Raw genomic sequence first — 25490 nt, 5'->3', positions numbered from 1 at the left:
GGGCGACTGGTTTTATCTGTGTGCTTGGTGATAATGCAACGGCTGTTTTTATCTTTATCGAGGGCCCTATAGCCTATGTGGTACGAAGGTTTTCTTGGCTTGTCGGCCTGGTCTCTGGTCGCGGTCACCCTGCTGATGACCCACGTGACAATTGTCGCCGTCACGGTCTATCTGCACCGTTACTCGGCCCATCGTTCGCTGGAGCTGAACGCTGGTCTGAAACACTTTTTCCGTTTCTGGCTGTGGCTGACCACGGCGCAGAACACCCGCGAGTGGACTGCCATCCACCGCAAACACCACGCCAAATGCGAAACCGAAGATGACCCGCACAGCCCGGTCATCAAGGGTCTGTCCACCGTGCTGCGCAAAGGCGCCGAGCTGTATCGCGCCGAAGCCGAGAACCCGGAGACCCTGCGCATCTACGGCAAGAACTGCCCCGAAGACTGGATCGAGCGCAACCTCTACAGCCGCTACCCGTTGCTGGGCGTGGCGATCATGGGCGTCATCGACCTGCTGCTGTTCGGCACCATCGGCATCACCATCTGGGCGATTCAGATGATGTGGATCCCGGTCTGGGCCGCTGGCGTGGTCAACGGTCTGGGTCACGCCATCGGCTACCGCAACTTCGAATGCCGCGACGCGGCGACCAATCTGGTGCCGTGGGGCATCCTGATCGGCGGCGAAGAACTGCACAACAACCATCACACCTACCCCAACTCGGCCAAGCTGTCGGTGAAGAAGTGGGAGTTCGACCTCGGCTGGGCGTGGATCAAGGTCTTCAGCTTCCTCGGTCTGGCCAAGGTGCAGCGTGTAGCGCCGATCGCCCACCGCGTCGAAGGCAAGGGCAGTCTGGACATGGACACCGCCATGGCGATCCTCAACAACCGCTTCCAGATCATGGCCCAGTACCGCAAGTTGGTCATCGGCCCGCTGGTCAAGCAGGAGCTGGACAAGGTCGATCATTCGGTACGCCATCAATTCCATCGGGCCAAGCGCCTGCTGTCGCGGGAAACCAGCCTGCTGGAAGACCGTCATCACTTGCGCATCCAGAACATGCTCGAGCACAGCCAGGCGCTGAAGGTCATTTACGAGAAACGTCTGGCCCTGCAGCAGATCTGGGTCAAGACCAGCGCCAATGGCCACGACATGCTCGCCGCCATCAAGGAATGGGTGCACGAGGCCGAAGCCAGCGGCATCCAGTCCCTGCGTGAATTTGCCGACCAGCTGAAAACCTACTCGCTGCGCCCCGCCGCAGCCTGACCGCCATGAACGAATCCCCTGTGGCGAGGGGATTCATCCCCGATCGGTAGCGCAGCTACCGCAAATTTGTCGACGCGTTCTCATTGCTGAAACGCGTCATCTCTACCGCCCGGCGGGAGCAAGCTTCCTCTCTACAAAAGCGCGGAACTTAGCACCGAAAGCCCTATCTCAAAGACACTTCGCCACCCCCGGCGGGCTGTACTGTGGCCGTTGTCGAAATTGCGGCACACCTTTTGAGAAATGTGCCGATGGTCAACAACAATCAAAAAGACTCATCCCTTGCGCAGTGGCCCGAGGCCGCGCAAACCCTGATGGCGCTGATGCACGCTCAAGGCGAAGTCGCCCGGCTGAGCGAGCGCGAACAACTGTTCAGTTCATTGCTGGTGAGCGTCAACGCGGTGCTCTGGGCGTTCAATTGGGAAACCCGTCAGGTGCTGTATGTCAGCCCTGCCTACGAGCGGATTTTCGGTCGCTCCGCAGGCCTGTTGCTGGCCGACTACAACCAGTGGCGCGACAGCATCTACCCCGACGACCTGGATTACGCCGAACGCAGTCTTGCCGAAGTGCTGCACAAGGGCGCGGTGGAAGACCGCGAGTATCGGATCATCGCCGCCGACGGTCAGGTGCGCTGGCTCAGCGACAAATGCTTCATCAACCGTCAGGACGAACCCGGGCAACCGGTGATCATCGTCGGCATCGCCGAAGACATCACCGACAAGAAGCACATGGAAACCGAACTGCATCGCCTGGCGACCACCGACGTACTGACCCAGAGCAGCAACCGCCGACACTTCTTCGAATGCGCCAACCGCGAGTTCGAAGAGGCGCGCCTGCAAGGTGCACCACTGGCCTTCCTGCTGCTGGACATCGATGATTTCAAGCTGATCAACGACAGCTACGGCCACCCGGCGGGTGACAACGTGCTGCAACGGATCGCCGAATGCGGACGTGGGTCGTTACGCCGGGGCGATCTGTTCGGGCGCATTGGCGGCGAGGAGTTCGCTGCGGTGTTTCCCGGTTGCGCACCGGACATGGCGCTGCAAGTGGCCGAGCGGCTGCAGCAGGAGATTCAGCGCCTGAGTTTCAACCACGAGGGGCAGACATTCGGCATCACCGTCAGCCAGGGCCTGACCAGCCTCAGGGATGGCGACGACAGTCTCGAGAGCCTGTTCGCCAGAGCGGATGCGGCCATGTACGAGGCAAAACGGCAGGGCAAGAACCGGATCATTTCTGCCTGATCCAGAATTTCAGCCACCCGAATATCCAATGTGGGAGCGGGCTTGCTCGCGAAGGCGGTAGGTCATTCAGCATTTATGTTGGCTGATACACCGCCTTCGCGAGCAAGCCCGCTCCCACAGGGTTTTGTGAAAAGTCAGATTACTTACGCATCCGCATCAATTCCGGCAGCCCGATCTTCAGCAGCCGCGCCGTACGACTCTTCGCCAGCTCTTCAACGCCCTCATGCTCGGTCAGACGGGCCATCTGCGCCGCCATGTTCATCACCAGCGCCTCACGGGAATAGACCCCGCCACCGAGCTGGTAGACCGACGCAATCAACTCGCGCAGCTCCAGCGGCAGGCGCCAGCGTGTACGCAGCGCCGAACCGTAGGCCGCGCCAAACTCCGCCAGCGCGTCACCGACTTCCTCCCACTCATCCAGCTCGCCACCGGCCTGTTTCCACTCCTGCAAACAACGCAGCAACGCCAGGTCACCGAGACGATGCAGCATGCCCGCGCAGTAGCAGCGCTCCTGATCCAGATCGAGCAGGCGCGCCAGGGTGCGGGCGTATTCCGCCGTGTGCAGCGACAGCCCCCAATAGCGCTCGGCGTAATCCGCCAGGCACGGGTCACTGAGTCTGGCGCTGCGTTTGAGCGCCAGGCCGAGGATCAGGTTCATGCTCTGCCCGGTGCCGAGGCGATGCAACGCCTGCCCCAGGGTTTGCACCGCCACACCATGATGCTGGGCCGCGCTGTTGGCGGCGGCGATCAGCACAGCAGTGATCTGTGGATCGGTGCGAATCTCTTCTTCCAGCAGCTTCAGATCGAGGCCATTGGGGTTGAGGCTGCGTTTGACCGCCACTTGCACATCGGTCATCAACGGCGCGCCATCGGCCTGCTCGCGGCGCCGCTCAAGGAACACGGATAGGGTCATGCCCGGCGCCAGCGTCGGCACTTCGCAGAACACCTCTTCACCCGCGTTCAGCAGCAAACCCTGGAGCCGCTCGGTCAGGGTTTCCATGTTCAGCGGTTTGGTCAGATAGGCCGTCGGGGCCAACGGGATGGCTTCGCGCACGCTGGCGCTGTCGTTGCGACTGCTCATCAGAATGAACGGCAGCGGCGGATTGCGTTTGCGCTGGCGCACGCTGCGCAGCACGCTCAAGCCATCGATACCGGGCAACTCCCAATCGACAATGGCCAGGTCATAAGGCACTTCGCTGAGTAACGACATGGCTTGCTGGCCATCGGCACACAAGTCCAGCCGCGCATCACAGCGCACGTTGAGCAACACTTGTTTAAGCAGGTCACGAGACCACGGATCGGCCTCGGCAATCAGCACTCGGGGTACGGCGGGTAAATCAACGGCGGTCATGCGCGCTCTCCCTTGCAATGCCTGAACCTTAGCCAATGCCGGCCCTTCGATACAGCGCAAAAGGGTTTCCGAGGCATAAAAAAACCCGCCGAAGCGGGTTTTTTCTCAATCCGATCACACAGTGCCCGAAATTACAGCTCCGAGAAGCACTCTTCGATGATCGCCAGGCCTTTGTCCAGTTGCTCGTCCGGCGAGGTCAGCGGTACGAGAACGCGCAGCACGTTGCCGTAGGTGCCGCAGGACAGCAGGATCAGGCCCTTGTCGCGAGCCTTGGCCACGACAGCCGCAACGGCGGTCGGGTTTGGCTTGTGGCTGTCGCCGTTTTCGAACAGCTCGACCGCGATCATCGCGCCCAGCGCACGCACTTCGCCGATCACCGGGTACTTGGCCTGGATGGCCTTCAAACCGGTTACCAGACGCTCGCCGACAGCCTTGCAGCGATCCAGCAGTTGCTCTTCTTCGAACACTTCCATCACGGCCAGCGCCGCAGCGCAAGCGATCGGGCTACCGGCGTAGGTGCCGCCCAGGCCGCCTGGAGCGATGGCGTCCATGTATTCGGCCTTGCCGCAGACACCGGCCAGCGGGAAGCCGCCAGCGATGGATTTGGCGAAGGTGGTCAGATCGGCAGCAACGCCCATCTGTTCCATGGCGAAGAAGGTGCCGGTACGGCCAGCGCCGGTCTGCACTTCGTCAGCGATCAGCAGGATGCCGTGCTGGTCGCACAGGGCACGCAGACGCTTCATGAATTCTTTCGGCGCGACGTAGAAACCACCTTCACCCTGCACAGGCTCGATGATGATCGCGGCGATGTCTTTCGGCTCGGCGTCGTTCTTGAAGATGCGTTCGATGGACGCGATCGAATCGTCGATGCTCACACCGTGCAGTTCGTTCGGGTACAGCGCGCGGAAGATGCCGCCTGGCATCAGGCCCATGCCGGCCGAGTAAGGCACGACCTTACCGGTCAGGCCCAGGGTCATCATGGTGCGACCGTGGTAAGCGCCGGTGAAGGCGATCACGCCAGCGCGGCCAGTGGCGGCACGGGCGATTTTCACGGCGTTTTCCACGGCTTCGGAACCGGTGGTCACCAGCAGGGTTTTCTTGGCGAAATCACCTGGCACCTTGGCGTTGATCTTTTCGCACAGCTCAACGTACGGCTCGTAGGCCAGCACCTGGAAGCAAGTGTGGGTCAGCTTGTTCAGCTGTTCGGTCACGGCGGCGATGATTTTCGGGTGCACGTGGCCGGTGTTCAGCACAGCGATACCGCCGGCGAAGTCGATGAATTCACGACCTTCAACGTCAGTCACAGTAGCGTTCTTCGCCGACTCAGCGAAGATCGGGTGAATCTGGCCAACACCACGTGGAACAGCTGCGGTACGACGGGCCATCAGTTCAGCGTTAGTCTTGCTCATTACAGTCCTCATTCACCGCTCATCGGGCGGCGTGGCTCAAGGATTAAGCGGGAGGAATCGGCGGTGGCAGCATGCGATGATCGACTGCCACGGCGTTCCCGGCCGCAGAGAAAATTCCGGTTTGAAACGACGCAAAGGGACAGCGCTCTCGTGCCCTTTGCGTTTGCAGCGATCTTCTACCGAGGCTTAGATGCCAAGGCAGAGGTATTTGATTTCCAGGTAATCTTCGATGCCGTACTTGGAGCCCTCACGGCCCAGGCCCGAGGCCTTGATGCCGCCAAACGGCGCGACTTCGTTGGAGATCAGCCCGGTGTTGACGCCGACCATGCCGTATTCCAGGGCTTCCGCCACGCGGAACACACGACCGAGGTCACGAGCGTAGAAGTACGACGCCAGACCGAACTCGGTGTCGTTCGACATCGCGATCACTTCGGCTTCGTCTTTGAAGCGGAACAGCGGCGCCAGCGGGCCGAAGGTTTCTTCCTTGGCCACCGCCGCGTCTTTCGGCACGTTGGTCAGGATGGTCGGCTCGAAGAAGTTGCCTTCCATCGGCTTGCCACCGGCCAGCACGGTGGCGCCTTTGGCCACGGCGTCAGCGATGTGCTCTTGCACCTTGGCCACGGCTTTCTCGTCGATCAGCGGGCCAGTGGTGGTGCCTTCTTCCAGACCGTTGCCGATCTTCAGCTTGGCCACCGCCACTTTCAGCTTCTCGGCGAACGCGTCGTAGACCGAATCCTGAATGTACAGACGGTTGGCGCAGACGCAGGTCTGGCCGTTGTTGCGGTATTTGGAAATGATCGCGCCTTCGACGGCCTTATCCAGGTCCGCGTCGTCGAACACGATGAACGGCGCGTTGCCACCCAGTTCCAGCGAGACTTTCTTGATGTCCTTGGCGCATTCCGACATCAGCTGACGGCCGATTTCGGTCGAGCCGGTGAAGGACAGCTTGCGCACGATCGGGTTGCTGGTCAGCTCGCTGCCGATGTCGCCGGCGCTGCCGGAGACCACACTGAACACGCCTTTAGGGATGCCGGCGCGCTGCGCCAGTTCAGCCAGAGCGAAGGCGGAGAATGGGGTTTGCGAAGCCGGCTTGAGCACCATGGTGCAACCGGCGGCCAGCGCAGGGCCGGCTTTACGGGTGATCATCGCCGCCGGGAAGTTCCACGGGGTGATCGCTGCGGTCACGCCGATCGGCTGCTTGATCACGATCAGGCGCTTGTCCGGCTGGTGGCCCGGAATCACGTCGCCGTAGATACGCTTGGCTTCTTCGGCGAACCACTCGATGAACGAAGCGGCGTAAACGATTTCGCCCTTGGCTTCGGCCAGCGGCTTGCCTTGCTCGAGGGTCATCAGGCGCGCGAGGTCGTCCTGGTTCTCGATCATCAGTTCGAACCAGCGACGCAGCTTGCCTGCACGCTCCTTGGCGGTCAGTGCACGCCAGGCTGGCAGCGCTTTGTCAGCGGCTTCGATGGCGCGGCGGGTTTCGGCGGCGCCCATCTTCGGCACGGTGCCGAGGATTTCGCCGGTGGCCGGGTTGTTGACCTTGATCGTCTGACCGTTGTCCGCATCGACCCAGGCGCCATCAATGAAGGCTTGCTGGCGGAACAACTGGGTATCTTTAAGCTGCATGTCGGCTTTCCTTAACAGCACCGCGGCCTGCGCGGAGCAAATTATGATTGTAGAAAGGCGCCTCGCAAGGCTGCCGTCAGGGAAATCATCTACCGGGTGAGGCGCAGTGATCGTGCGTTATTCTCAGCATCTGCGCATCCACACCCCGTCAAAGAGCGTTTGAAATCTCAAACGGATCGTAGGAGCAAAGGGGGTAAAGGACAATAGGTCGTTCGAAAAAAAGAACAAAATCCCAGCGTTTGCTGGCTTTTTCAGATCAACGCGCAAAAAGCCCCGGCCGCAGCCAAACCATAGATCAGTCGGGAAAAAGCGCCAAGCGAGGGTTTTGCAGGACGTTACAGCTTTAAGGAATGCAGCGTTTCACACCGACACGCGCACTGACAAAACCCGCCAAAACCCGGCATGGACGCCCCGAGCCGACCTAGGTATGATGTCGCCCGCTGCACCAGTAGCTCAGCTGGATAGAGTACTGCCCTCCGAAGGCAGGGGTCGTGGGTTCGAATCCCGCCTGGTGCGCCATGAATTGAAACGAGAAAGCCCCGGACTGTGATGGTCTGGGGCTTTTTTGTGGGCGTAACCCTTGGGAACATAGAAAAAAAGCGGAATGAATTAATGAGGTTCATGTGAGTAAACTAATCTATCGTCACGGCCAAGCCTGACGGCGATACCCCTAAAATCGATGTGATTTCCCAACCCTCGATTTCTTGTAGTAACTATCATAAATTTCGTTCAAGCATTCAAAGACATTGCGAGAGTCGTCGGTACTTGCCAGCCCTCAATCGCGAAATGCAACTCAGAATGCCACTTAGGCATGTAATCCGTCATGAGTGTATTAAACGCGGGGTGGCCTTCATTTGGCTTTATATATATACGCGCATGAAACATCTATTGGCAGATGTCGCTTATAAAGCCTGCGACGCCTCCCAGCGTTGCATTGAATGTATAGAGTTACATTGGAAGAACATTCGTTTACTGGAAGGCACGCCTTCGTAACGCTAAAGCGGTCCGGCCTTTGTCGAACAGATGGGCTAGAGAGCGCGCTTAAATTGAAATATGCGCGATAGACATAAATACTGCTTTGAGCCGAGACATTCGAAAAAAAACCACAAGCGAGAGAACCTAAGAACTATTCCTCATTGGGTACAAATATGGCAGAAAGGCAATTGATCAGATCTCTGCATCGACAAGTCTAAACGGCTAAACTTTTTAAAGGTCATGAGTTAACTAATGTAGTCATTGCGCAATCTGAGAGCATGAAGAGGACTGAGCAAAAGTCACTGTCGCAGGATCTACTAACAGACTAACTTTTGACGCGGCGATTTCATCCCATAGTGCCTCCCCCCTACAGAAGGGAGGCACTATGCGACAGTCAAGGAGTTGTGAACTTGGTATTAAATGTCTCAGAAATAAGACGCTTCAAATTAATAACCACGATGGTTTGACTATAAGTTCCACCATCTAAATTCTCTATGCCTGATATTTCCCACTCAAAATTATTTCCGACCACCTTATTTATCGTCCCGAAACACGTAAAGGAATCCGAGACCTTCTCCCCATCTTTAACATCAATATCCCAAGCCACAATAAAATCGACAACCGCCAAAGCGTGATTAAATGGTCCAGAATTATTGAACTCATACTTATATTCAATCGAGCATACATTTTTTTCAGACAAGGGCGCTGAAGTATCCTCAGTTCGCATACCTAAGCTATCAATACCCTGAGTCGAAAAAGTTAAAACTCTACGCCAAAATTTTTCCATACCATCTTTTTTTGGCAAAAAAGATGAAAGCTGGGAGTACAAAACACCTACTAGATATTCTTCACCAGGGCGAGGAGACAAAAATAGATGCTCTTTCCCGTTAGAGTCAGTTAATCGAAATCTTTCGCGAGTTTTAATTTCTTCTTTCGCGTTTTCTAAATATTCAATCTGTTCATTTAAGAGAATTTCAGAACTTTCTCTACGTAACCTATTTAATAGTTCAGAAAATGTTTTATCCGAGCTTTTTTGCGCATCCAAAAACTTTCTTATTTCCTGCAAAAAATCAGAATCATTTAATGTATCGTAAGCTTTTTTACTCAAAGAGTTCCGATTGGTTACTAAGTCAAAATCACCATCAACTATAATTGTATAATGGCTAGCACTATCACCTTCAGATAGAACCTTGTACTCGTCAATGAGGGAAAGGAGTTCAGGATACTTACATATCTTTATCCCTTTAACTGATACAAATAGACCTCTTTGATCACTTAATTTTATCCCGGAATTAGTACGACCTTTCCGAGCAAGTGTTGTGTATTCATCGTGCGCACGTCTGTTGCCATCAATAGCTAAAATTATTGAAAATTTATTAGACCCAACACTAAATTTTTTTGCCGCACGACTATAAAATCGTCCATCTCTTAGACGCGCAATCTGAGCAGGGCTTTTTAGATTAAGGTCTGGATTACCTCTCTCCAAATATGGGTAACCAAACGGAACTTCAAACTCAACACCTGCAGAATAAATAATGAGTTCAGCAGGCTTCAATCCTGCTGATACCTGAGTTCTCTGGCTTGCAGTGAACCCCTGTTTATCCGTAATATATCTCGCATCACCGTGCTTTGTATAATATCTAATATAATTTGTAACATAAGATAGCGCAGGATCATCACCAACTGAGAAATACTTATTATAACCCTCAGTTTCGAGACCATCTATCATAATTAAAGTAGCAGAGCTTGAAGTTGGCTTAAAAAGCCTTGACTTCAAATACTCCACAGAACTAGCAGTATCTGCAGACGCAGCTGAGAAAAAACCACTCAACACACTTACTATATCATTTGATTTTTCTGGTGAAATATCAAAGCTTGTATCTAAATTACTGCGCGGATTCTCAACAACTTTGTAATGCCAAACTCCTTTCTTCCAATCACTTGTTGACGCCACTAAAATTCGACTACTAGCAAAACAAAGCTTAGAACCTTGGCATTTATATCCAATGGCATCGCCTTGCTTCTTTGTAGATTTCCCGATAGAAAAAAACGCCTCCCACGGAGTTATGCCATGAACCTTATTTTCGATATCAAGACCTGAGCCGTCATCAAAAAAAACCAGGCCACTTCTATCTTTCACGGGTATATATAGTATATTTTTTGCTTGAGCATCGTACGAGTTTGAAATTAACTCCCTCAATACCTCGCAGGGATCATTCCTGTTGACTGACAATTCGCCAAGCACATGTCTAAATTCTATCTGAGGGCGCATGCAAACTTCCTTTTAGCCAAATAAATTAGTATTACCGCAGCCATCTTACTAATTTTTATCATAATAAAACAGGATATTGCTTCCTCTACTATATTTCTCGCTTATCTCCATTTCGTCAAGTCAATACAATTGATTTTTTCAAAACATCCGAAAAACGCCAAATATTCAACCAAACAGCAGCCATGAAGTACAAGATCCACACATTAACTCCAAGCTTCCAACGTTCTACGTCTAATAATTTTGTCGAGATTTGCACCGCACATTATTACTTTAACCAACCTGCATTCGGCGCCCCTCAAGGACACTGATTTTTTCCTTAAGAAAGCAAAGTGACATTAAAAACCTGCCAAAATTGCGGCAGGATTCGATATTCGAACTAAAGCCAAACGCGCAAAAAACTCGCCACGCTCATCCATCAAAAAAATAGAACTCTTCTTAGCACATCGATCGCCGGTTTTTTGATGCTCAAATAAACCGCGCTAACGCAATGATTCTACATGCGGTTTTTTAGCCCTCCGAAGGCAGGGGTCGTGGGTTCGAATCCCGCCTGGTGCGCCATGAATTGAAACGAGAAAGCCCCGGACTGTGATGGTCCGGGGCTTTTTTGTGGGCGCGGTGTTTCATGCGACGACGGTCACTCCGTCGTCCAGTCAAACTCATCGTAATCGTCGTCTTCCTCTTCTTCCCCAACCTCCTCAAAAACCTCGTCTTCTTCCACGACGTCTTCTTCCGACTGGTTCAGCAGAAACTCCTTGCGCGCCTCGGTAATCGCGCGCCGCATCTCCTCGCCCTTCTGCGGGCAGTTGAGGAGTTGGGCGATGCGGTCGATTTTTGCTGCCACTTTGTTCTCCAGCGCTTCAGCCATGGCCCGATAGTGCGCGTTTTTGCCGGGCAATGCCAAATGGCTGGGTGAACAAGCGGTCAGTTCTGGCGGATTTTTTCGAGGCGCAGGTCGAGGTCCACGCCGGGGTAGCGTTTGTGCAGGTTGTTGTACAGCGCGTCTGCGGCTTGCGACTGACCGGAGTCGCGCAGGCGCAGGACTTCGCGCAGTTGCGTGTCGAGGCCGTTGGCCGGGGCGGCGGCGCGTTTGCCGAGGCTGGCTTCATCGGCGCTGATCGAGTCGCTTTGCATCGGCGCGGCCATTTCCATCATCGGTGCCGGCGAGGACATGGCCGCAGCGGGTGGAGCGGGCAGTGATTGCGCTTCGGGGGCTTGTTTGCGCGCCAGTGGTGCAGCCGGTTTGGCCGCCGGGGCGAAGTCGAATTGCGCTTGCGGCTCGGGGGCACGTTGCACCAGCGACAACATCAGTGCCACACCGACCACGCTGGCGAAGGCGACCTGCCAACGCGGTTTCTGGCAGGCCCGCAGCCAGCGTTGCCACAGGCCTGGCTTGGGCACCGGGGTTTCGCGGTGAGCAACATTGAGGATGAACGCATCAAGGTGCGCCGGCGGTTCAACGTTGTGCTGTTCGCGCACATGTTTGATCACGGGATCTTCGGGTGTCTGGCGGGCGTCAGTCATGTCATTACCTCCTCGGCCAGCAGCCGACGCAGTTTATGCTGGGCGTAGCGCAAGCGGCTCTTGACGGTTTCCAGCGGTGTTTCGGTGAGGCTGGCGATTTGCGCCAGGTCGAGGTCGCCGTGGGCACGCAGCAGGAACACTTCGCGCTGGTCGGCAGGCAAGGTTTGCAGGGCGCTTTCCAGGCGCTGGCTGTCGCGGCTGAGGTTCAGCAGTTGTTCGGGATCATTGGTCTCGTCGCCAATCGCATGCAGCTGTTCGTCGTAGCTGTCGTGCAGCGGCTGATGCGCTCCGTGTTTGCGCCAGTGATCGATCAGCCGATTGCGCGCAATCTGGAACAGCCACGTACGAAACGTCGCCCGGCCTTGTGGCTGACTGGTGCTGCGGACCAGGCTCAGCCAGGTGTCCTGAAACACTTCGTCGGCCAGTTCCGGTTTGCCGCTCAATCCGAGCAGAAACCGATACAAACCCTGACGATGGCGCGCGTACAAAATCTCGAACGCCGCGCCGTCGCCCTCGCGATAACGCGCCAGCAGCGTTTCATCGCTGCTGGCGGCCGGGCTGCCTGGCGTAGCAAACAGCTGACTGATGAAGCCTTGCAAGCGGCTCACTATTCAATCCGTCGCTCAGTGGGCATCGCGATCGATGCGGTTGAGGTGCGCAGGCTTTGCGCCAGTTCCACCAGTTGCACGAACTCGTTGCGCAAGCCGAAGCGGTCGTCGCCCCGAGCGCCACGGGCCAGGGTTTCGGTGTCCTTGAGGCTGAAGTCGCCGGTGTAGCGAGCGTCCTTGAGCTGCTGGGAAAACGCCGCCACTGCCGCCGCGAAACGCAGGTCCTCACTGGCCGGTGCGAGCTGATTGGCAATCGGCCGCTCGATCAGCAGACTTTTCCCACCTTCAGGCTGCTGATAACGCACACGCAGCATCGCCAATTCTCCATCCTTCGCAGCAACCACCTTCTCCGATTTACCGTAGCGCAGCGGTTCCAGCCAGCCCTTCTCACCTGTCGGAACAATTTCATACAGCGCGGTCACCGTGTGTCCTGCGCCGACTTCACCGGCATCGACTTTGTCATTGCTGAAATCCTCACGCTTCAAGGCGCGGTTTTCGTAGCCAAGCAGGCGATATTCACTGACCTGCGCCGGGTTGAATTCCACCTGCAATTTGACGTTTTTTGCCACCACCGCCAGGGTCGAACCGAGTTGATCCACCAGCACTTTGCGTGCCTCGCGCAGGTTGTCGATGTAGGCGTAATTGCCGTCACCGGCGTCGGCCAGTTGCTCCATCAAGTGTTCATTGTAGTTATCCACACCGAAACCCAGGGTGCTCAGGGAAATCCCGGTTTTGCGTTTATCCACAGCCATTTGTTTGAGGCTGTCGAAGTCACTGATACCGACGTTGAAGTCACCGTCGGTGGCCAACAGGATGCGATTGATGCCTTTGGGAATGAACGCCTGCTGCGCCATTTGATAGGCCAGTTCGATGCCCGACGCGCCAGCGGTTGAACCGCTTGCGGTCAATTGCTCGATGGCTGTGCGAATTTTGGCTTTCTCGTGTCCGGACGTTGGCTCCAGCACCACACGGGATTCGCCGGCATACACCACCAGCGACACCCGATCCTGTTCGCGCAACTGATCGACCAGCAGCTTCAATGTGCTTTTGACCAGCGGCAGCCCCTCGCGACGATCCATCGAGCCGGACACATCCACCAGAAACACCAGATTCGCCGGGGCCAGCTCCGCCACAGCCCGGTCGGAGGCCTTGATGCCGATGCGCAGCAGGCGGGTGTGCGGATTCCACGGGGTGGCGGCCAGTTCGGTGGTTACGCCGAAGGGCGAACCATCGGTCGGCAGCGCATAGTTGTAGGGAAAATAATTGACCATCTCTTCCAGTCGCACCGCGCCCTCCGGCGGCAAACGTCCCTGATTGAGCAAGCGCCGGACGTTGGCGTAGGCACCCGTGTCAACATCAACACTGAAGGTCGAGACCGGGGCCTCGGCCACGCTGTGAATCGGATTGTCGGCCAGCGCCTGATATTGCTCGCGCTGCTCGTCGCGATAGCCTTGTGGATAACTTTCCGAAGCCGGCATCGCCGCGAAACTGGCAATCGGCGCCGGACGCGCACTGCGCTTGGCCAGCGCACTGTCGGCAACGAGCGCCTCATGCTGAATCGACGCCTGTGGCTGGGCCGGCGCCGGAACGGCAGCCGATTCGGGATTGGAAGACACGCCGCAACCGGCGACGGTCAACAACACACCGACGGCAACGGGTCGCAGAAAAGGCAGGGAGCGGGACATGGGGGCTGACCTCGGGATGAAAGTGATCCATTCATCCACTGAGACGGGCAGCCCTTTCAGATCGGGTTAAACCCCGCTGAAAATTTTTTCAGCGGTGATAACGCCGTACCACGCTGCTGTTACGCAATACGTGGCCTTTGATTTTGTCCATCAGTTCGGCGCGGGTCAGGCCGGCTGGCAAGGCGTCCGGGGCCAGATCCAGGGCGTAAATCTGAATGATGTAGTGGTGGGCGCTGTCGCCAACCGGTGGGCACGGCCCGATGTAATGGGTGGTGCCTTTGGTGTTGGTACCGCCCATGCCTTCGAGATTGGATTTGGCGCCGACGCCAGCAGGGATCTGCCGGGTGGTGGCCTTGATGCCGTAGTGAATCCAGTGATCGACGCCAGCACCTTTCTGACCGTCCGGGTCGTGCATGACGATCGCGTAGCTCAGGGTGCCGGCAGGCCCGGCGTTCCAGGCCAGCGCCGGGGACTGGTTCTTGCCACCGCAACCGGCCGCATCGCTCGCGGCGGCCGAGGTGAACAGACGGTTGTCCGAGACACCGGGGATGTCGAGGGTAAAGCGCTCGGCCGCCTGCGCCGGAAACTGCACGCAAAGGGCGACGGCGACGGCCGCCAGCCAAGGGTTGAGAGAGGTCAATCGGGTCATTCCGGGAGTACCTTGTGCAGTTGGGCCTTCGTCGGCCTGCAAACTATAGCTGTACCGTTCGTACCTTGGCAGTGGCAATTGGCTGAACCTCGCACGGCGGCGCAAACTCGTAAGAGAAATGCCTGTCAGGAGCACGAACATGAGCCTGCACCGTGTCGCCCGTGTCGCCGATGTCCCCGAAGACCGTGGCCTGCAAGTCGAAATCGGCGAGCGCAAGATTGTCCTGCTCCACGCCAATGGCCAACTGCGCGCATTTCAAGGCGAATGCCCACATGCCGGGGCGCCACTGGCTGACGGCGCGCTGTGCAACGGACGCTTGATCTGTCCTTGGCATAAAGCCGCGTTTCGCGTCGAAGACGGCGCGTTGTGCGAGCCACCGGCCCTCGACAGCCTCAAGCGTTATCCGCTGGAACTACGCGGCGAGGAAGTCTGGGTCGATGACCAGCCGTTAAACGATGCGCACACACCGCCAGAAGATGACCCGCGTACATTCGTGATTGTCGGCGCAGGTGCAGCCGGGACGGCGTGCGCGGCCGCATTGCGGGAAAAAGGGTTCGGTGGCCGGATCATCATGCTCGACCGCGAAGCGGAGGCCGGTTACGACCGCACGGTGCTGAGCAAATTTGTCCTCGCCGGCGAGATGTCGGCGCAGGAAACCCCGCCGCTGCGCGATGAAGATTTTTATCAAGAGCAGCGCATCGAACGCCAGCAAGGCGCAATCACTGCCATCGACGCCTCAGCGAAAACCCTGCATTTGCACGACGGCCAATCCCTGCGCTACGACGCCGCAGTGCTCGCCACCGGCGCCGAGCCGAATCCGCTGCAACTACCCGGCGCCGACCTGCCGCAGGTGTTCGTCCTGCGCTCGAAAGCCCAGGCCGAACAGATCATGCGCACCGCCAACCCCGAACAGCGGGCGCTGATCATCGGCGACAGCTTTATCGCCCTCGAATGCGCCTCGGCCCTGCGTCAGTTCGGCCTCGACGTCACGGTCATCGCCCGCCACGCCATTCCGTTTGCCGCGCAATTTGGCGAAGCAGTGGGCAGGGCGATCCGCGCGCTCCACGAACAACACGGGGTGAAATTCATCACCGATCACGAAGCCCGGGAAATCACCGGTGATGGCAAAGTCGAGGCGGTGCTGCTGGACAACGGTTTGCGCGTTTCGGCGGATCTGGTGCTGGCGGGGGTTGGTGTGCATCCGGCCACAGAAGCGTTCGCTTCGCTGCCAAGGGAGAAAGACCAGTCACTGCGCGTCGATGCCGGTCTGCGGGTTTGCGAAGGTCTATGGGCGATTGGCGATATCGCCACGTTCACCCTGAGCGGCCAGCCGCAACGCATTGAGCATTGGCGCCTGGCCCAGCAGCACGCACGCATCGCTGCCGCCAACATGTTGGGCGCCGATGAGCATTATCTGGATGTGCCGTTTTTCTGGACCTGGCACTTCGGCAGGAACTACGACTACCTGGGCCACGCCAGCCAGTGGGATGAAATCGAGTTCAAAGGCGAGCCCGAGCATCCGCCCTTTATTGGCCTGTTCGGCCACAACGGCGTGGTGGTTGCCGCCGTGGCTTGCGAGGAAGAGCGAGCCATGGCGATGCTGGCCGAGCGGATGAAACAGCCGCTGACGATGGAAGACGCGTGGGAGATGATTCGCTGCTGAATGCTGAACAATGTAGGAGCTGCCGAAGGCTGCGATCTTTTGATCTTTAAAATCAAGATCAAAAGATCGCAGCCTTCGGCAGCTCCTACAGGGGAGTCGTCGTTCAGGTGGGGCGATTCACCGGGTCGCGATTGTCATCATCCTCGGCGTGCAGGAAGATCACCCGGGGATGTTCCAGCGGCGCCAGCGGTGGCGGCAATTCCGTCGGTGCCAGTGGACGAAAGTTCAGCACCACGTGGCTGATATCACCTTCCTGATCGTTGTGGATGGTCATCACCCCGGGTGTGCGCAGCTTCTCCAGGCGGTCATCGCACAGGCGGAAGCTCTTGCTCAGCCCTTCATCATCGACCACCGGTGCCGGCAAGCGACGCTGGGCGAAGCTTCTGCTTTTGCGCTGCTGATAACGCGCCCAACCAATCAGGATCACTGCGTTGACCAGCGCCACCCACAGGTAGATCTGCAACGTACCCAGCGCCTCGAACGCCGAGTTGTCGATGCGTGGCCCACCGGCGTGGGTCTCGATCAACGGCCACAGTCCGCGAATCAGCAGAAACAGCAGGCCGACCCAGGCCAGCACGGTGAGGACCACATCGACCACCACCAGGAAGGGCCGCTGCCGGGTCCGGATGATTTTCATTTGATGACCTCCTCTTCGTCGTCGCCGACCGGTTTGATACCCCGGTCAGGGCTGACCCAGCGTGCACGCTTCTGATGCTGACCAAACAGCACTTTGGGGAAACTGACCAAGGTGGTGAGCAGGCTGACCAGCCAGAACGCGATCGGATACCAGACCACCCAGAACATGGTTCGGCCCAGACCCGGTTCATAGCGCCGGTCGATGATGATGCTGACCGCGAATTGCACCAGGCAGACGAAGGCCAGCAACAGGCCGGTGAACGCCGGGGGCATCAGGTGATGCACGGCAATCGATTCCGGCATGACCACGAACTTGCCCACGCCCCAAAAGATCACCGATAGCAGGAAGGTGAAGGCCCACCCGGTCGACAGGCAGTACTCGAACAGCAGTGGCCACAAGTAACGATGACGGTACTGCCAGATCCCGCGAATGTTCTTGAACAGCACCTCGGCACCGCCCTGGGCCCAGCGCAGGCGCTGCTTCCACAGACCGCGCAGGGTTTCCGGCATGAGGATCCAGCACAGCGCGCGCGGCTCGTAGAAGATGCTCCAGTGATCGAGTTGCAGCTTCCAGCTGATGTCGATGTCTTCGGTGATCATGTCCGGGCTCCAGTAGCCGACCCGGTTCAACGCGGTACGACGAAACGCGACGATCACGCCGGACACGGTAAAGATCCGTCCGAACACCCGTTGCGTGCGCTTGATCAGGCCGATGATCGACGAGAACTCGCCGACCTGTACCCGCCCGACCAGGGTCGAACGTGTGCGAATCCGTGGGTTGCCGGTCACCGCGCCCAGCCGCGCGTTGTCGAGCATCGGCGCCACCAGATAGGCCGCCGTGTTAGGCGCCAGCAGTGCGTCGCCGTCGATGCACACCAGATATTCGCTGCGCGCAGCAATCGCACCCATGCGCAGGGCCACGGCCTTGCCCTGGTTTTCCGCCAGATGCAGCACGCGCAGGCGTGGGTCTTCCTGGGCGAGCCGGTCGAGCACTTCGGCGGTGTTGTCCTTGGAGCCGTCGTTGATCGCGATGACTTCGATGTTCGGGTAGTGCTGGGCCAGCGCCGCGTGAATGGTGTCGGCAGCGTTTTCGCCTTCGTTGTAGCAAGGGATCAGGATCGAGATCAGCGGCTCGCCTTCCAGTGGCGGCGGCAGGGTGTCGTCCTTCCATGGCCAGTGGCGTTCCCAGTGCAGCCAGAAATACAGGCCGCCGGCAATCCACAGCCCGGACATGAACAACGGGTAGAAGAACACGAAGTCCATCAGGAACTGCCCGGTGACCAGGAAGATCAACCCCAGCGGCACGCCGAGGACGAGCGCCAGAACAAGCAGGGCTAACAGTCTATCCAGCATGTCATGGGTTCCATTTGTTGGAGAGCGCAGGCCTTACGGTTTTCAGGTCCGGCAGGTTGTCGAGGAAGTTGTCCGGGTAGTAACCGAAACTGGTCGCACCCTGACGCTTGAGCCGGCCCATCCAGTCGGCCAGTTGGGCGCCGTCGATGTCGGCCTGATCCTTTTTCGTCCAGTCGCGGGCCTGCAGTTCGAACACCGTGCGATCCAGTGCACCGGGGCGCTGCTTGATCTTCGCCACCAGTTCTTCGAGCCACGGGCCGGATTGCGCCTGGGTCTGTTTTTCCATCAACGGCATGGCCATCGGCGCCGTCCAGTCGTAGGTCACGAGGAAGTCGTCGAGGTTCTGCGCAAACCAGGCTTCGCTCTCAGGATTGAGCACCGGCTCGGCGAAGATGTTGCGTGCGGTCAGCACTTGCGGGCCACGGATCGCACGCACCTTGGCGGTCAGCTCATTGGTGAAGTCGATCAGGTATTGGCTCTTGAACCGCGTCCAGCGCTGCATCGCAGCCGGATCATCCCGAAGCGCCGCAATGGACCCCGGCAAGCCATGCGCGGCATAAGCCTTCAGGGCCTCGGGGCTGGCGTCTTCGAAGTCCGAGAGCACCGCGTCGTCGTGATAGAGAATGCCGTCGACCGAGGTCAGACGCGCCACGTCTTCGTAGATTTCACCGATGATCTGCCGTACTTGCGGATCGAACGGAGACAGGCGCTGATACTGGCCCGGATCGACCGAAGTGGTGCCGGTCTTCGGATCCCAGCGCGTGACACGCGGCAGCTTCGCATCGAGGCCGAAACTCAGCACCGGCATCCACGCGAACACTTTCACGTGCGCCCGAGTCCGCAGTTGCCAGGCAACGCGATCGAAGATGTCGGCGCGCACCGGCAGGTGACGGTTGGGGAAGTACAGCGAGTGCACCAGTCCGTCGCCCTTCGGATCGGCGAAGGCCTGCAGGAACACGGTGTTAGCGCCCATGTCGGCCATGCGCTGGATCAGCTTGCCGAGGTTGATTTCCTGTTGCGCCGGATCCGGGTCGTAAACGTTATCCAGATCGACATGCACCACGCGCATGGCGAAGTCCGACTGCACGCCGACGATGCTGTTGGCGAAATGCTCGCCGTCAGGATCCGAGGCCACCAGGAAGCGCGGACTGCTCATCAGGTTGTCAAGAGCGTCGAGACCGTCGTCCAGGGTCAGGGCCATTTCGTAGCCCTGCTCGCCGACCACGGTCAGCGAAGTGCCGTCCGCCGTGCCGTAGGGCCAGACCCAGATGCGCGGTTTCTTGCCGGTGACCTTGCGGATCTTTTCCGAAATGGTCGCGACGTCATTGCGGATTCGGGCGCGGAAATCCTCTTCGGACTCATAGCGTTTGGTGACTGGATCGTAACGGCGGGTTGCCGCCGCCGGCTGCATGTTGCCTTGCGGGTTGGCGAGGATGCCTTTGTGGCTGGCGTCGGTGTGCGCGGCGATTTCCACCAGACCCGACTGCGAGATTTCCCGCACCTGATCCCAGGTCAGAAAGTCGGAGCGTGCGCGGGGTGCGCCGGCAAAATCCACCGGTTGATTGAGCGGCGTGTCGATCCACACGCCGACCGGCGCCAGCAAGGCGTGCCAGTTGTAGGCGCGCAGCACTGGCAGCACGCGGGTATAGAAGCTCGAATAACCGTCGTCGAAGCTGAGCAGGATCGCCTTTGCCGGCAATTCCGGGCCGCCCTTGCGCGCGGCCATGATCTGATCGACGGTGACCGGCTGGTAGCCGTTCTCGCGCAGCCAGGCCAACTGTTCGATCATGCGCTCGGTGCGCACGGCCACCACGGCCTGATCGGGGTCGCGATCTTCGACGTCGTGATAGGCGATGCCCAGCACGTGGTTTTTCGGCCACGGTTTTTCACTGGCCGCCAGCGGACGTTGCGACGGCGGCGCGAAGGCCGGGGCTTGCTGGGCGCAGGCGCTGATCAGCAGCACTCCCAGCAGAAGGATGAAACGCGTCATCAAAGGCATCTTCAAACTCTTCTAGAAGCGGAAAGTGAGGTCGACAAGCAGACGCAGATCGGTCTCCCGATCACCGTCGTAGGGCCGGTTGATCACACTGAACAAACCGCCCACCTCGAACACGTCGTTCCAGGCATAACGCTGGCCATAACCGAGCATCGCCATGCCGCCGGTGCCGTGGTCACGCTGGCTGTAGGTGCCCGCACCCGCCTGGAATTGCTGGCTCCAGGAGGTTTCGTAGCGGTGGTAAAGCACATGGTTGACGTTGACCGTCGGCATCACGCTGAAGTCCGACTTCGGGTTGAAGTACGGCACATCCTCGGAGTTGGAGTTGTGGCTGGTGCCGACCTCCAGACCGGCATCGACCTGTACGTTCGGCGCGCTGTAAACGCCCTCGCGCCCGGTGAGCAAGGCCTCGACGCGGTTGTTGCCATCACTGAAGTGCGACGGGCTGACCGACAGCCGCCACTCGCGGCTCTCGTTGGCGCGCCAGCGGATGAACGCGTTGCCGCCGTTGGCCTTGATGTCGCTGTTGAGCGCACGCAACGGCGTCTCGGCCGACAAGTAGGCGAAGCTGCCGCCGTACTGCCAGTGGTCGTTGATGTCGCGGGCAATCGCGATGCGTGCGCCCTGTTTGGCGCCGTAACCGTAATCGTGATTGGAAACTTCGGCTTCCAGGCTCATGTCACGGGTGCGCCGTTCCAGGCCAACGCGCTGGAAGCGGTCGGTACCGGTGCCTTCGGCGAAATCGCCGGTGGCATAACCGGCGCCGACGAACACCCGCCAGTCTTCATCGATCGGCGGGCTGTACAGGGTGCTCTGGATGCCGAAATCGCGGCTGCCACTGACCGCGCCCGCACCACCGCTGCCGCCGCCCCCATTGGCTTTGCCGCCGTAGGCTTCGACACGCAGTTCGGACATGTCGTGCACTTCACGCTCACGGGCCGCGCGCTGCACCTGACGGTTGTCGGGAAAACGCGCGACCACGTCATCGGTCAGCGCATCCATTTGCCGCCATTCCTGCAGGGTCATCGCGGTGCGCGCCTGAGCCAGTTCCAGGCCCATGTCGCGCGGGGCCATGCTTTCGGTTTCCTTGAGCTGGTTTTCAGCGCGGCGTGGCCACTGTCGGGCCAGGTACAGATCGGCCTGGGCCAGACGCAAACCGAGGTTGCCCGGGGCCTGATCGACCAATGTCTGCAGGCGCTCCTCGCCGTGCGGCAGGTCAGAGCCGTAGGTACCGGCCTGCGCCGCGAGCTGCTGGGCGTCCATCCATTCGTCGTTGGGGTTGCCGATCGGCAAGCCCTTGAGTTCGACGCGCGGCTTCTGGGTCTTGGCCAGATCCTCGGCGACTTTGCGCGCTTCATCGGCGCGGTCACTTTCCAGCAGCGAGTAGTACAACGCGGTGGTGTCTTCGAGACGATCACCGACATCAGCGTCGGGGGCCGACAGCACCTGACGATACAGGTCAGTGGAGACTTCCGGCTGGCGCTGATCCAGATACGACGCCGCTACCCAGCGCAAGGCGTAGGTCGGAATCTTCACGCCTTCGCTTTGCAGCTTCTGATATTCGTTGATCACGTCGGCGGTGCGCGCCCGGGCCTTGAGTGCGCCCATGCGGTCGATGCGCCAGCGAATTACGTCATCGTGGGCGCTGGCGTCCGGAGTCCAGGTGGCGAGCAGCTTGTCGTAATCGGCCAGCGCGCGGTCGGCGATCACATAGCGTTCTTTTTCGCTGCGGGTGGCGAGTTCGGCCAGACGCACGCGTTCGGCAGCCAGATCACCTTCGAGGCGGCGCAGGGTGACCGGGTCAATCAACCCCGGACGTTGATTGGCCAGGCGCAGTGCCGGTTCCGGCAGCCGCGCCTTTTGCAGGGCGACCACGTATTCACGGGCGACTTCCGGCTTGCTGCCGGCACGCATGAACGCCTGATCGTATTCAAACAGTGCGTCGTATTGCTTGCCGGCGCGGGTCAGGGCATAGCCCAGTGCGAGGCGGCGCGAGGGATCGTCGGGTTTGGCGGCAACCAGAGCCTTGGCGCGGGTCACGGCTTCGTCGGGTTTGCCCGCGTCAGCCTGAGTCAGCGCCAGCCCCAGTTGCAGGTCAGCGTTGTCCGGCTCCAGCGCCAGGGCCTTGTTATAGACCTGGGTCGCCTGCTCCCAACGCTTGAGGTTGCGATAGGCGCGCGCGGTGGCGGTCAGTGCCTGCACCGGCAGCACCCGGTCACGGCCCTGAGTTTCATAGACCTGCACCACCTCGGCATCGAGGCCGGCCCAACTGGCGATCTGCAAGTGATCGCTGATCTGGCCGGTGGTCGATTGCCCCGGTGGCACCTGGCGCAGCACGTTCAGCGCCGGTGTGGTCTGCCCGGCACGGGCATCGCGCACCATCTGATCATAGGGCGTATCGGCAAACGCCAGTGCCGGCCAGAGCAACTGGCTGCACAGCGCAACGCGAAACAACGGGCGTAAACCACGATGTAAAACAGGAACATCTATACGCGGCATTCGTCAGCATCCTTACATGGCCAGCCGGGTCGCAATGCCCCCCTTGCCCATTCGTAACGGAGACCGAGTCAAAAGAGACCCAGCCAAGCTTAGTCAGGCAGTCTTGCATGCAAGCGTAGTCGAATATCCAGAACGCAATAATTGTTCAGAATCGTGGCGCCGGCTCAGACGAAAACCCGCACACCAGACAGCAAAACGCCCGGCGTCTGTGGATCAGAGGCCGGGCGTTGTTATTTAGAACGCAGGATTACTGCACTTGCGTGACGCCAGCGAACTTGCTCATCAGGAAGCCGACGAACTGCTCAACGGTCATCTTCTGGCCGTTGAACTCCACCTGATTGGCAGCGTAATGCAGCTTGGTCACGACATTGGTGCCATCGACGGTCGCCAACTGCGAACCGACGGCCATGCCGGAGAACATGTCGGCACCGGCGCTGGCCTGGTCGACGATGGCTTTGGCGTCGGTCTGGCCGTCGAGCTGCGCCTGCACGCTAAGCAGATCGATCAGCATCGGCTTGGACACCTGAATGTTCAGGTCCAGCAGCGCGACCAACTGTTTACCCAGTTGATCCGGCGGCAGATCCATCGACTGTGGCTTGGTCAGATCAATCACCAGGCTGGCGCGGCTTTCACCGTTGGCGGTTTTCAGCGACAGGTTTTCCAGCGCGATCTGTGGACTGGCGGCCAGCAGTTTCTGCAGGTCAGCCTTGACCTGTGCCGACTCGGCCTCAGTCAGGTTCAGTTCCGGTGCCGGCAGGCCGGCTTCGGCAGCGGCCGCCGCTTCCTTCTCGTACGGCTGCAATTTGGTCTGGTAGATCTGCATCAGCGACATGGTCGACGGGATGTCGAGGTTCTTCAGGCTCATGGCCATGTTGGCCGAACCGATTTTCTTGTCGTTGAGGGTGACTTCACCCACCTTGTAGTCAGCGCGGCCCGAGGCATTGCTGCCGCTCTCTTCGGTGAGGTTCTTCATTTCGAAGTTCTTCACGCCGAGCACCGACTGCTTGGCACCGAAGGTGGTTTTGCTGTTGGTCAGCTCCAGGGTGTTTTCCCCGGTGTAGTAGCCGTAGCTGCTCTTGGTGAGGTTGCTGGCCAGGGTCAGACCGTTGAGTTCGACCTGCACCGGTGCTTGATCCTGCGACACGGTGACCAGTTTCAGGTTGTCCATGTAGCCGTCAGCCTTGACCTTCTGCGCCTGGGCACTGGCGGAGATGTTCATGGTCAGGCCGGAGAATTTCAGGCTCGACTGCTCGTCCAGCGCGGTTTCCAGCGGCAGCAACTCGAGGCTGCTGGTGGTGGATTCGTCGTAGCCGATGTTGGTCACACCTTTAAGCGGCGCGGCGCCCTTGGTGGCGGCAAACCATTTTTCGGTAGCCGGGCTCTTTTCCAGCTCGTAATTGCTGGTGGCCATGACCGGCAGCCACTTCAGCGATACCAGGCGCGAGAACGGCAGTGGGCCGTGCTCGATGTGGTCGACGAACAGCAGCTCGACCGGCTGGTCGCCGAACATCTCGCCTTCGCCCTTGAGACGGTAGTGCGCGGTGCTGGTGAAAGTGTGTCGCTCCAGAGACACCAGCTCCAGCGACGCGGTGCCATTGGAGCCGGCCATCGCGGTCTGCAGTTCTTTGTTGGCGTTGCTGACGGCGTTGTTCAGCACGCCTTCAATCTTGGTCCCGGTGTACCAGGCCCCGCCGGCGCTGATCGCACCGATGGCAACAACAATCCCGAGAAGCACGCCTGCTGATTTATTCATGAATGACCTGATCAATGTCCGTGGCTGTAAGTGTGGTCGTCTTCCCTGAACCCGTGACCGGGTCGCGGCTCGACTCCGCTGAAATTAGCGGTGGAGATTAGCACTGGCAGCGCGAGGCGGCCCAATGTTTAAAGGTTAAAGAGTGTCTATGGGGAGTGTGGACAGCTGACAGGCGGGGAGAGTTGCAGTGTTTTTGAGGACGCTATCGCTGGCAAGCCAGCTCCCACAGGAATGGTTGTGTTCACAAATCCGAGAACACCACAAAAACTGTGGGAGCTGGCTTGCCAGCGATGGGGCCAGAGGACTCCCAGAAGATCAGGAATACTGAACCTCGATCTCATCGAGTTGATGATCGAAGCTCTTCAACCGCGCCGTCCAGGTATACACCAGCACTTCAAAGTCGCGGTCGATCACCGCCCCGCCCGGCCCGTCAGCCCGGGGGTCGCAGAAATCCAGTTGATAACGCTCACGGGCCATGGCTGTGGCGACATCCGACAGTTCGCGGGCATTGTTGAGCCAGTGCCAGCCTTCGTCGGCAATCTGCTTGTCGAGTTCCAGGCACTGTTTTTTCAAGGCTTCGAGGCTTTTTTCCAGCGGCGTACCGGTGAGTTCGCCCATGACTTCGGCGAAGGTGCGTCCCGGTTGCCAGTAACTGCCCCAGAAGTAGCGATCGAACACGGTTTCGACCCGGCGCAGGGCGACTTTGGTGTCCCAGATCAGCACCAGGGTCTTGCCTTGTTCAAGTTGTCTTTTCTTGACTCGCTGCACCTGGATCGACGCCCAGGCCACCACGACAATTGCCATCACCGCGATCAACGCCGTGGCGCTGTCGAGGAAGACCATGGCCTTGTCGATCTGATGGGCCAGCATGATGCCGTAGAAATAGGTGGCCGATAGCAGCACCAGCGCTACCAAGGAGCACCAGAAGCCGAGAGCGTAAGGGTTTTTCATTATTGGTTTCCCCTAGACCAGCGCTAGCAATGTGCGCTGAAA

18 protein-coding genes and 1 tRNA gene are annotated in these 25490 nt (G+C 58.8%); 4 read left to right on the top strand and 15 right to left on the bottom strand.

Annotated elements, in window-relative coordinates:
• Nucleotides 1-75 precede the first annotated feature (75 nt).
• Nucleotides 76-1260, top strand: coding sequence for a delta-9 fatty acid desaturase DesA (gene desA / locus M0808_RS08490; protein ID WP_007963495.1), 1185 nt, complete (start codon nt 76-78; stop codon nt 1258-1260).
• A gap of 248 nt (nt 1261-1508) precedes the next feature.
• Complete coding sequence (locus M0808_RS08485) at nt 1509-2498, top strand: sensor domain-containing diguanylate cyclase (RefSeq protein WP_247840706.1); 990 nt, start codon at nt 1509-1511, stop codon at nt 2496-2498.
• Nucleotides 2499-2637: 139 nt separating this feature from the next.
• Here M0808_RS08485 and M0808_RS08480 read toward each other — a convergent pair whose 3' ends face one another.
• From M0808_RS08480 to gabD, 3 genes are all read right to left on the bottom strand, one after another.
• Nucleotides 2638-3849, bottom strand: a complete 1212-nt coding sequence (locus M0808_RS08480; protein WP_247840704.1) for a response regulator — start codon at nt 3847-3849, stop codon at nt 2638-2640.
• Between the two features lie 131 nt (nt 3850-3980).
• Entirely contained in the window at nt 3981-5258 is a 1278-nt protein-coding gene (gene gabT / locus M0808_RS08475; RefSeq protein WP_003220503.1) for a 4-aminobutyrate--2-oxoglutarate transaminase, read from the bottom strand.
• Between the two features lie 186 nt (nt 5259-5444).
• Nucleotides 5445-6887, bottom strand: a complete 1443-nt coding sequence (gabD, locus tag M0808_RS08470; RefSeq protein ID WP_007963502.1) for an NADP-dependent succinate-semialdehyde dehydrogenase — start codon at nt 6885-6887, stop codon at nt 5445-5447.
• A gap of 442 nt (nt 6888-7329) precedes the next feature.
• Here gabD and M0808_RS08465 point away from each other — a divergent pair.
• A tRNA-Arg gene (locus M0808_RS08465) sits at nt 7330-7406 on the top strand.
• A gap of 850 nt (nt 7407-8256) precedes the next feature.
• On the opposite strand, the gene M0808_RS08460 is transcribed toward M0808_RS08465, so the two are convergent.
• The 6 genes from M0808_RS08460 to M0808_RS08435 form a co-directional block, all read right to left on the bottom strand.
• On the bottom strand, nt 8257-10134 hold the full coding sequence (locus M0808_RS08460) for a hypothetical protein (RefSeq protein WP_247840702.1): 1878 nt from the start codon (nt 10132-10134) through the stop codon (nt 8257-8259).
• Between the two features lie 634 nt (nt 10135-10768).
• Nucleotides 10769-11035 (bottom strand): hypothetical protein, encoded by a 267-nt coding sequence (locus M0808_RS08455; RefSeq protein WP_225137024.1) that lies wholly within the window; start codon nt 11033-11035, stop codon nt 10769-10771.
• Between the two features lie 20 nt (nt 11036-11055).
• On the bottom strand, nt 11056-11655 hold the full coding sequence (locus M0808_RS08450; RefSeq protein ID WP_139053641.1) for a hypothetical protein: 600 nt from the start codon (nt 11653-11655) through the stop codon (nt 11056-11058).
• The gene (locus tag M0808_RS08445) at nt 11652-12263 is read right to left on the bottom strand and encodes an RNA polymerase sigma factor (RefSeq protein WP_247840700.1); all 612 of its coding nucleotides are present in this window, start codon (nt 12261-12263) and stop codon (nt 11652-11654) included. Before M0808_RS08445 ends, M0808_RS08450 begins: the two co-directional genes overlap by 4 nt.
• The gene (locus M0808_RS08440; RefSeq protein WP_247840698.1) at nt 12263-13948 is read right to left on the bottom strand and encodes a VWA domain-containing protein; all 1686 of its coding nucleotides are present in this window, start codon (nt 13946-13948) and stop codon (nt 12263-12265) included. Before M0808_RS08440 ends, M0808_RS08445 begins: the two co-directional genes overlap by 1 nt.
• A gap of 88 nt (nt 13949-14036) precedes the next feature.
• Complete coding sequence (locus tag M0808_RS08435) at nt 14037-14597, bottom strand: YbhB/YbcL family Raf kinase inhibitor-like protein (RefSeq protein WP_098966595.1); 561 nt, start codon at nt 14595-14597, stop codon at nt 14037-14039.
• Nucleotides 14598-14736: 139 nt separating this feature from the next.
• Here M0808_RS08435 and M0808_RS08430 point away from each other — a divergent pair, with 139 nt between their 5' ends.
• Entirely contained in the window at nt 14737-16260 is a 1524-nt protein-coding gene (locus M0808_RS08430; protein ID WP_247840696.1) for an FAD-dependent oxidoreductase, read from the top strand.
• Between the two features lie 103 nt (nt 16261-16363).
• On the opposite strand, the gene pgaD is transcribed toward M0808_RS08430, so the two are convergent.
• From pgaD to M0808_RS08400, 6 genes are all read right to left on the bottom strand, one after another.
• On the bottom strand, nt 16364-16897 hold the full coding sequence (pgaD, locus tag M0808_RS08425; protein WP_097086804.1) for a poly-beta-1,6-N-acetyl-D-glucosamine biosynthesis protein PgaD: 534 nt from the start codon (nt 16895-16897) through the stop codon (nt 16364-16366).
• Entirely contained in the window at nt 16894-18249 is a 1356-nt protein-coding gene (gene pgaC, locus M0808_RS08420) for a poly-beta-1,6-N-acetyl-D-glucosamine synthase (RefSeq protein ID WP_007961454.1), read from the bottom strand. Before pgaC ends, pgaD begins: the two co-directional genes overlap by 4 nt.
• A 1-nt stretch (nt 18250) precedes the next feature.
• Nucleotides 18251-20248, bottom strand: a complete 1998-nt coding sequence (pgaB, locus tag M0808_RS08415; RefSeq protein WP_247840694.1) for a poly-beta-1,6-N-acetyl-D-glucosamine N-deacetylase PgaB — start codon at nt 20246-20248, stop codon at nt 18251-18253.
• A 12-nt stretch (nt 20249-20260) separates the two neighbouring features.
• Nucleotides 20261-22744: a poly-beta-1,6 N-acetyl-D-glucosamine export porin PgaA gene (gene pgaA, locus M0808_RS08410; RefSeq protein ID WP_247840692.1), complete on the bottom strand. Its 2484-nt coding sequence runs from the start codon at nt 22742-22744 to the stop codon at nt 20261-20263.
• Nucleotides 22745-22991: 247 nt separating this feature from the next.
• Complete coding sequence (locus M0808_RS08405; protein WP_202370910.1) at nt 22992-24497, bottom strand: YdgA family protein; 1506 nt, start codon at nt 24495-24497, stop codon at nt 22992-22994.
• A gap of 315 nt (nt 24498-24812) precedes the next feature.
• Nucleotides 24813-25448, bottom strand: coding sequence for an NADH:ubiquinone oxidoreductase subunit N (locus M0808_RS08400; RefSeq protein ID WP_103367788.1), 636 nt, complete (start codon nt 25446-25448; stop codon nt 24813-24815).
• Nucleotides 25449-25490 lie beyond the last annotated feature (42 nt).

This window comes from Pseudomonas sp. MWU12-3103b (genome assembly GCF_023100615.1).
Classification (GTDB): Bacteria; Pseudomonadota; Gammaproteobacteria; order Pseudomonadales; family Pseudomonadaceae; genus Aquipseudomonas; species Aquipseudomonas putida_A.
The sequence above is the reverse complement of the archived record's forward strand: the minus strand, read 5'-3'. Positions and strand labels throughout refer to the sequence as shown.

Excerpts from the sequence above, each read along its gene's own strand:
- pgaB (WP_247840694.1), bottom strand. The coding sequence starts at position 20,248 with ATGCCTTTGATGACGCGTTTCATCCTTCTGCTGGGAGTGCTGCTGATC.
- gabT (WP_003220503.1), bottom strand. The coding sequence starts at position 5,258 with ATGAGCAAGACTAACGCTGAACTGATGGCCCGTCGTACCGCAGCTGTT.
- M0808_RS08450 (WP_139053641.1), bottom strand. The coding sequence starts at position 11,655 with ATGACTGACGCCCGCCAGACACCCGAAGATCCCGTGATCAAACATGTG.
- pgaD (WP_097086804.1), bottom strand. The coding sequence starts at position 16,897 with ATGAAAATCATCCGGACCCGGCAGCGGCCCTTCCTGGTGGTGGTCGAT.
- M0808_RS08405 (WP_202370910.1), bottom strand. The coding sequence starts at position 24,497 with ATGAATAAATCAGCAGGCGTGCTTCTCGGGATTGTTGTTGCCATCGGT.
- M0808_RS08435 (WP_098966595.1), bottom strand. The coding sequence starts at position 14,597 with ATGACCCGATTGACCTCTCTCAACCCTTGGCTGGCGGCCGTCGCCGTC.
- desA (WP_007963495.1), top strand. The coding sequence starts at position 76 with ATGTGGTACGAAGGTTTTCTTGGCTTGTCGGCCTGGTCTCTGGTCGCG.
- M0808_RS08485 (WP_247840706.1), top strand. The coding sequence starts at position 1,509 with ATGGTCAACAACAATCAAAAAGACTCATCCCTTGCGCAGTGGCCCGAG.
- M0808_RS08460 (WP_247840702.1), bottom strand. The coding sequence starts at position 10,134 with ATGCGCCCTCAGATAGAATTTAGACATGTGCTTGGCGAATTGTCAGTC.
- M0808_RS08430 (WP_247840696.1), top strand. The coding sequence starts at position 14,737 with ATGAGCCTGCACCGTGTCGCCCGTGTCGCCGATGTCCCCGAAGACCGT.
- pgaC (WP_007961454.1), bottom strand. The coding sequence starts at position 18,249 with ATGCTGGATAGACTGTTAGCCCTGCTTGTTCTGGCGCTCGTCCTCGGC.
- M0808_RS08480 (WP_247840704.1), bottom strand. The coding sequence starts at position 3,849 with ATGACCGCCGTTGATTTACCCGCCGTACCCCGAGTGCTGATTGCCGAG.
- gabD (WP_007963502.1), bottom strand. The coding sequence starts at position 6,887 with ATGCAGCTTAAAGATACCCAGTTGTTCCGCCAGCAAGCCTTCATTGAT.
- pgaA (WP_247840692.1), bottom strand. The coding sequence starts at position 22,744 with ATGCCGCGTATAGATGTTCCTGTTTTACATCGTGGTTTACGCCCGTTG.
- M0808_RS08400 (WP_103367788.1), bottom strand. The coding sequence starts at position 25,448 with ATGAAAAACCCTTACGCTCTCGGCTTCTGGTGCTCCTTGGTAGCGCTG.
- M0808_RS08440 (WP_247840698.1), bottom strand. The coding sequence starts at position 13,948 with ATGTCCCGCTCCCTGCCTTTTCTGCGACCCGTTGCCGTCGGTGTGTTG.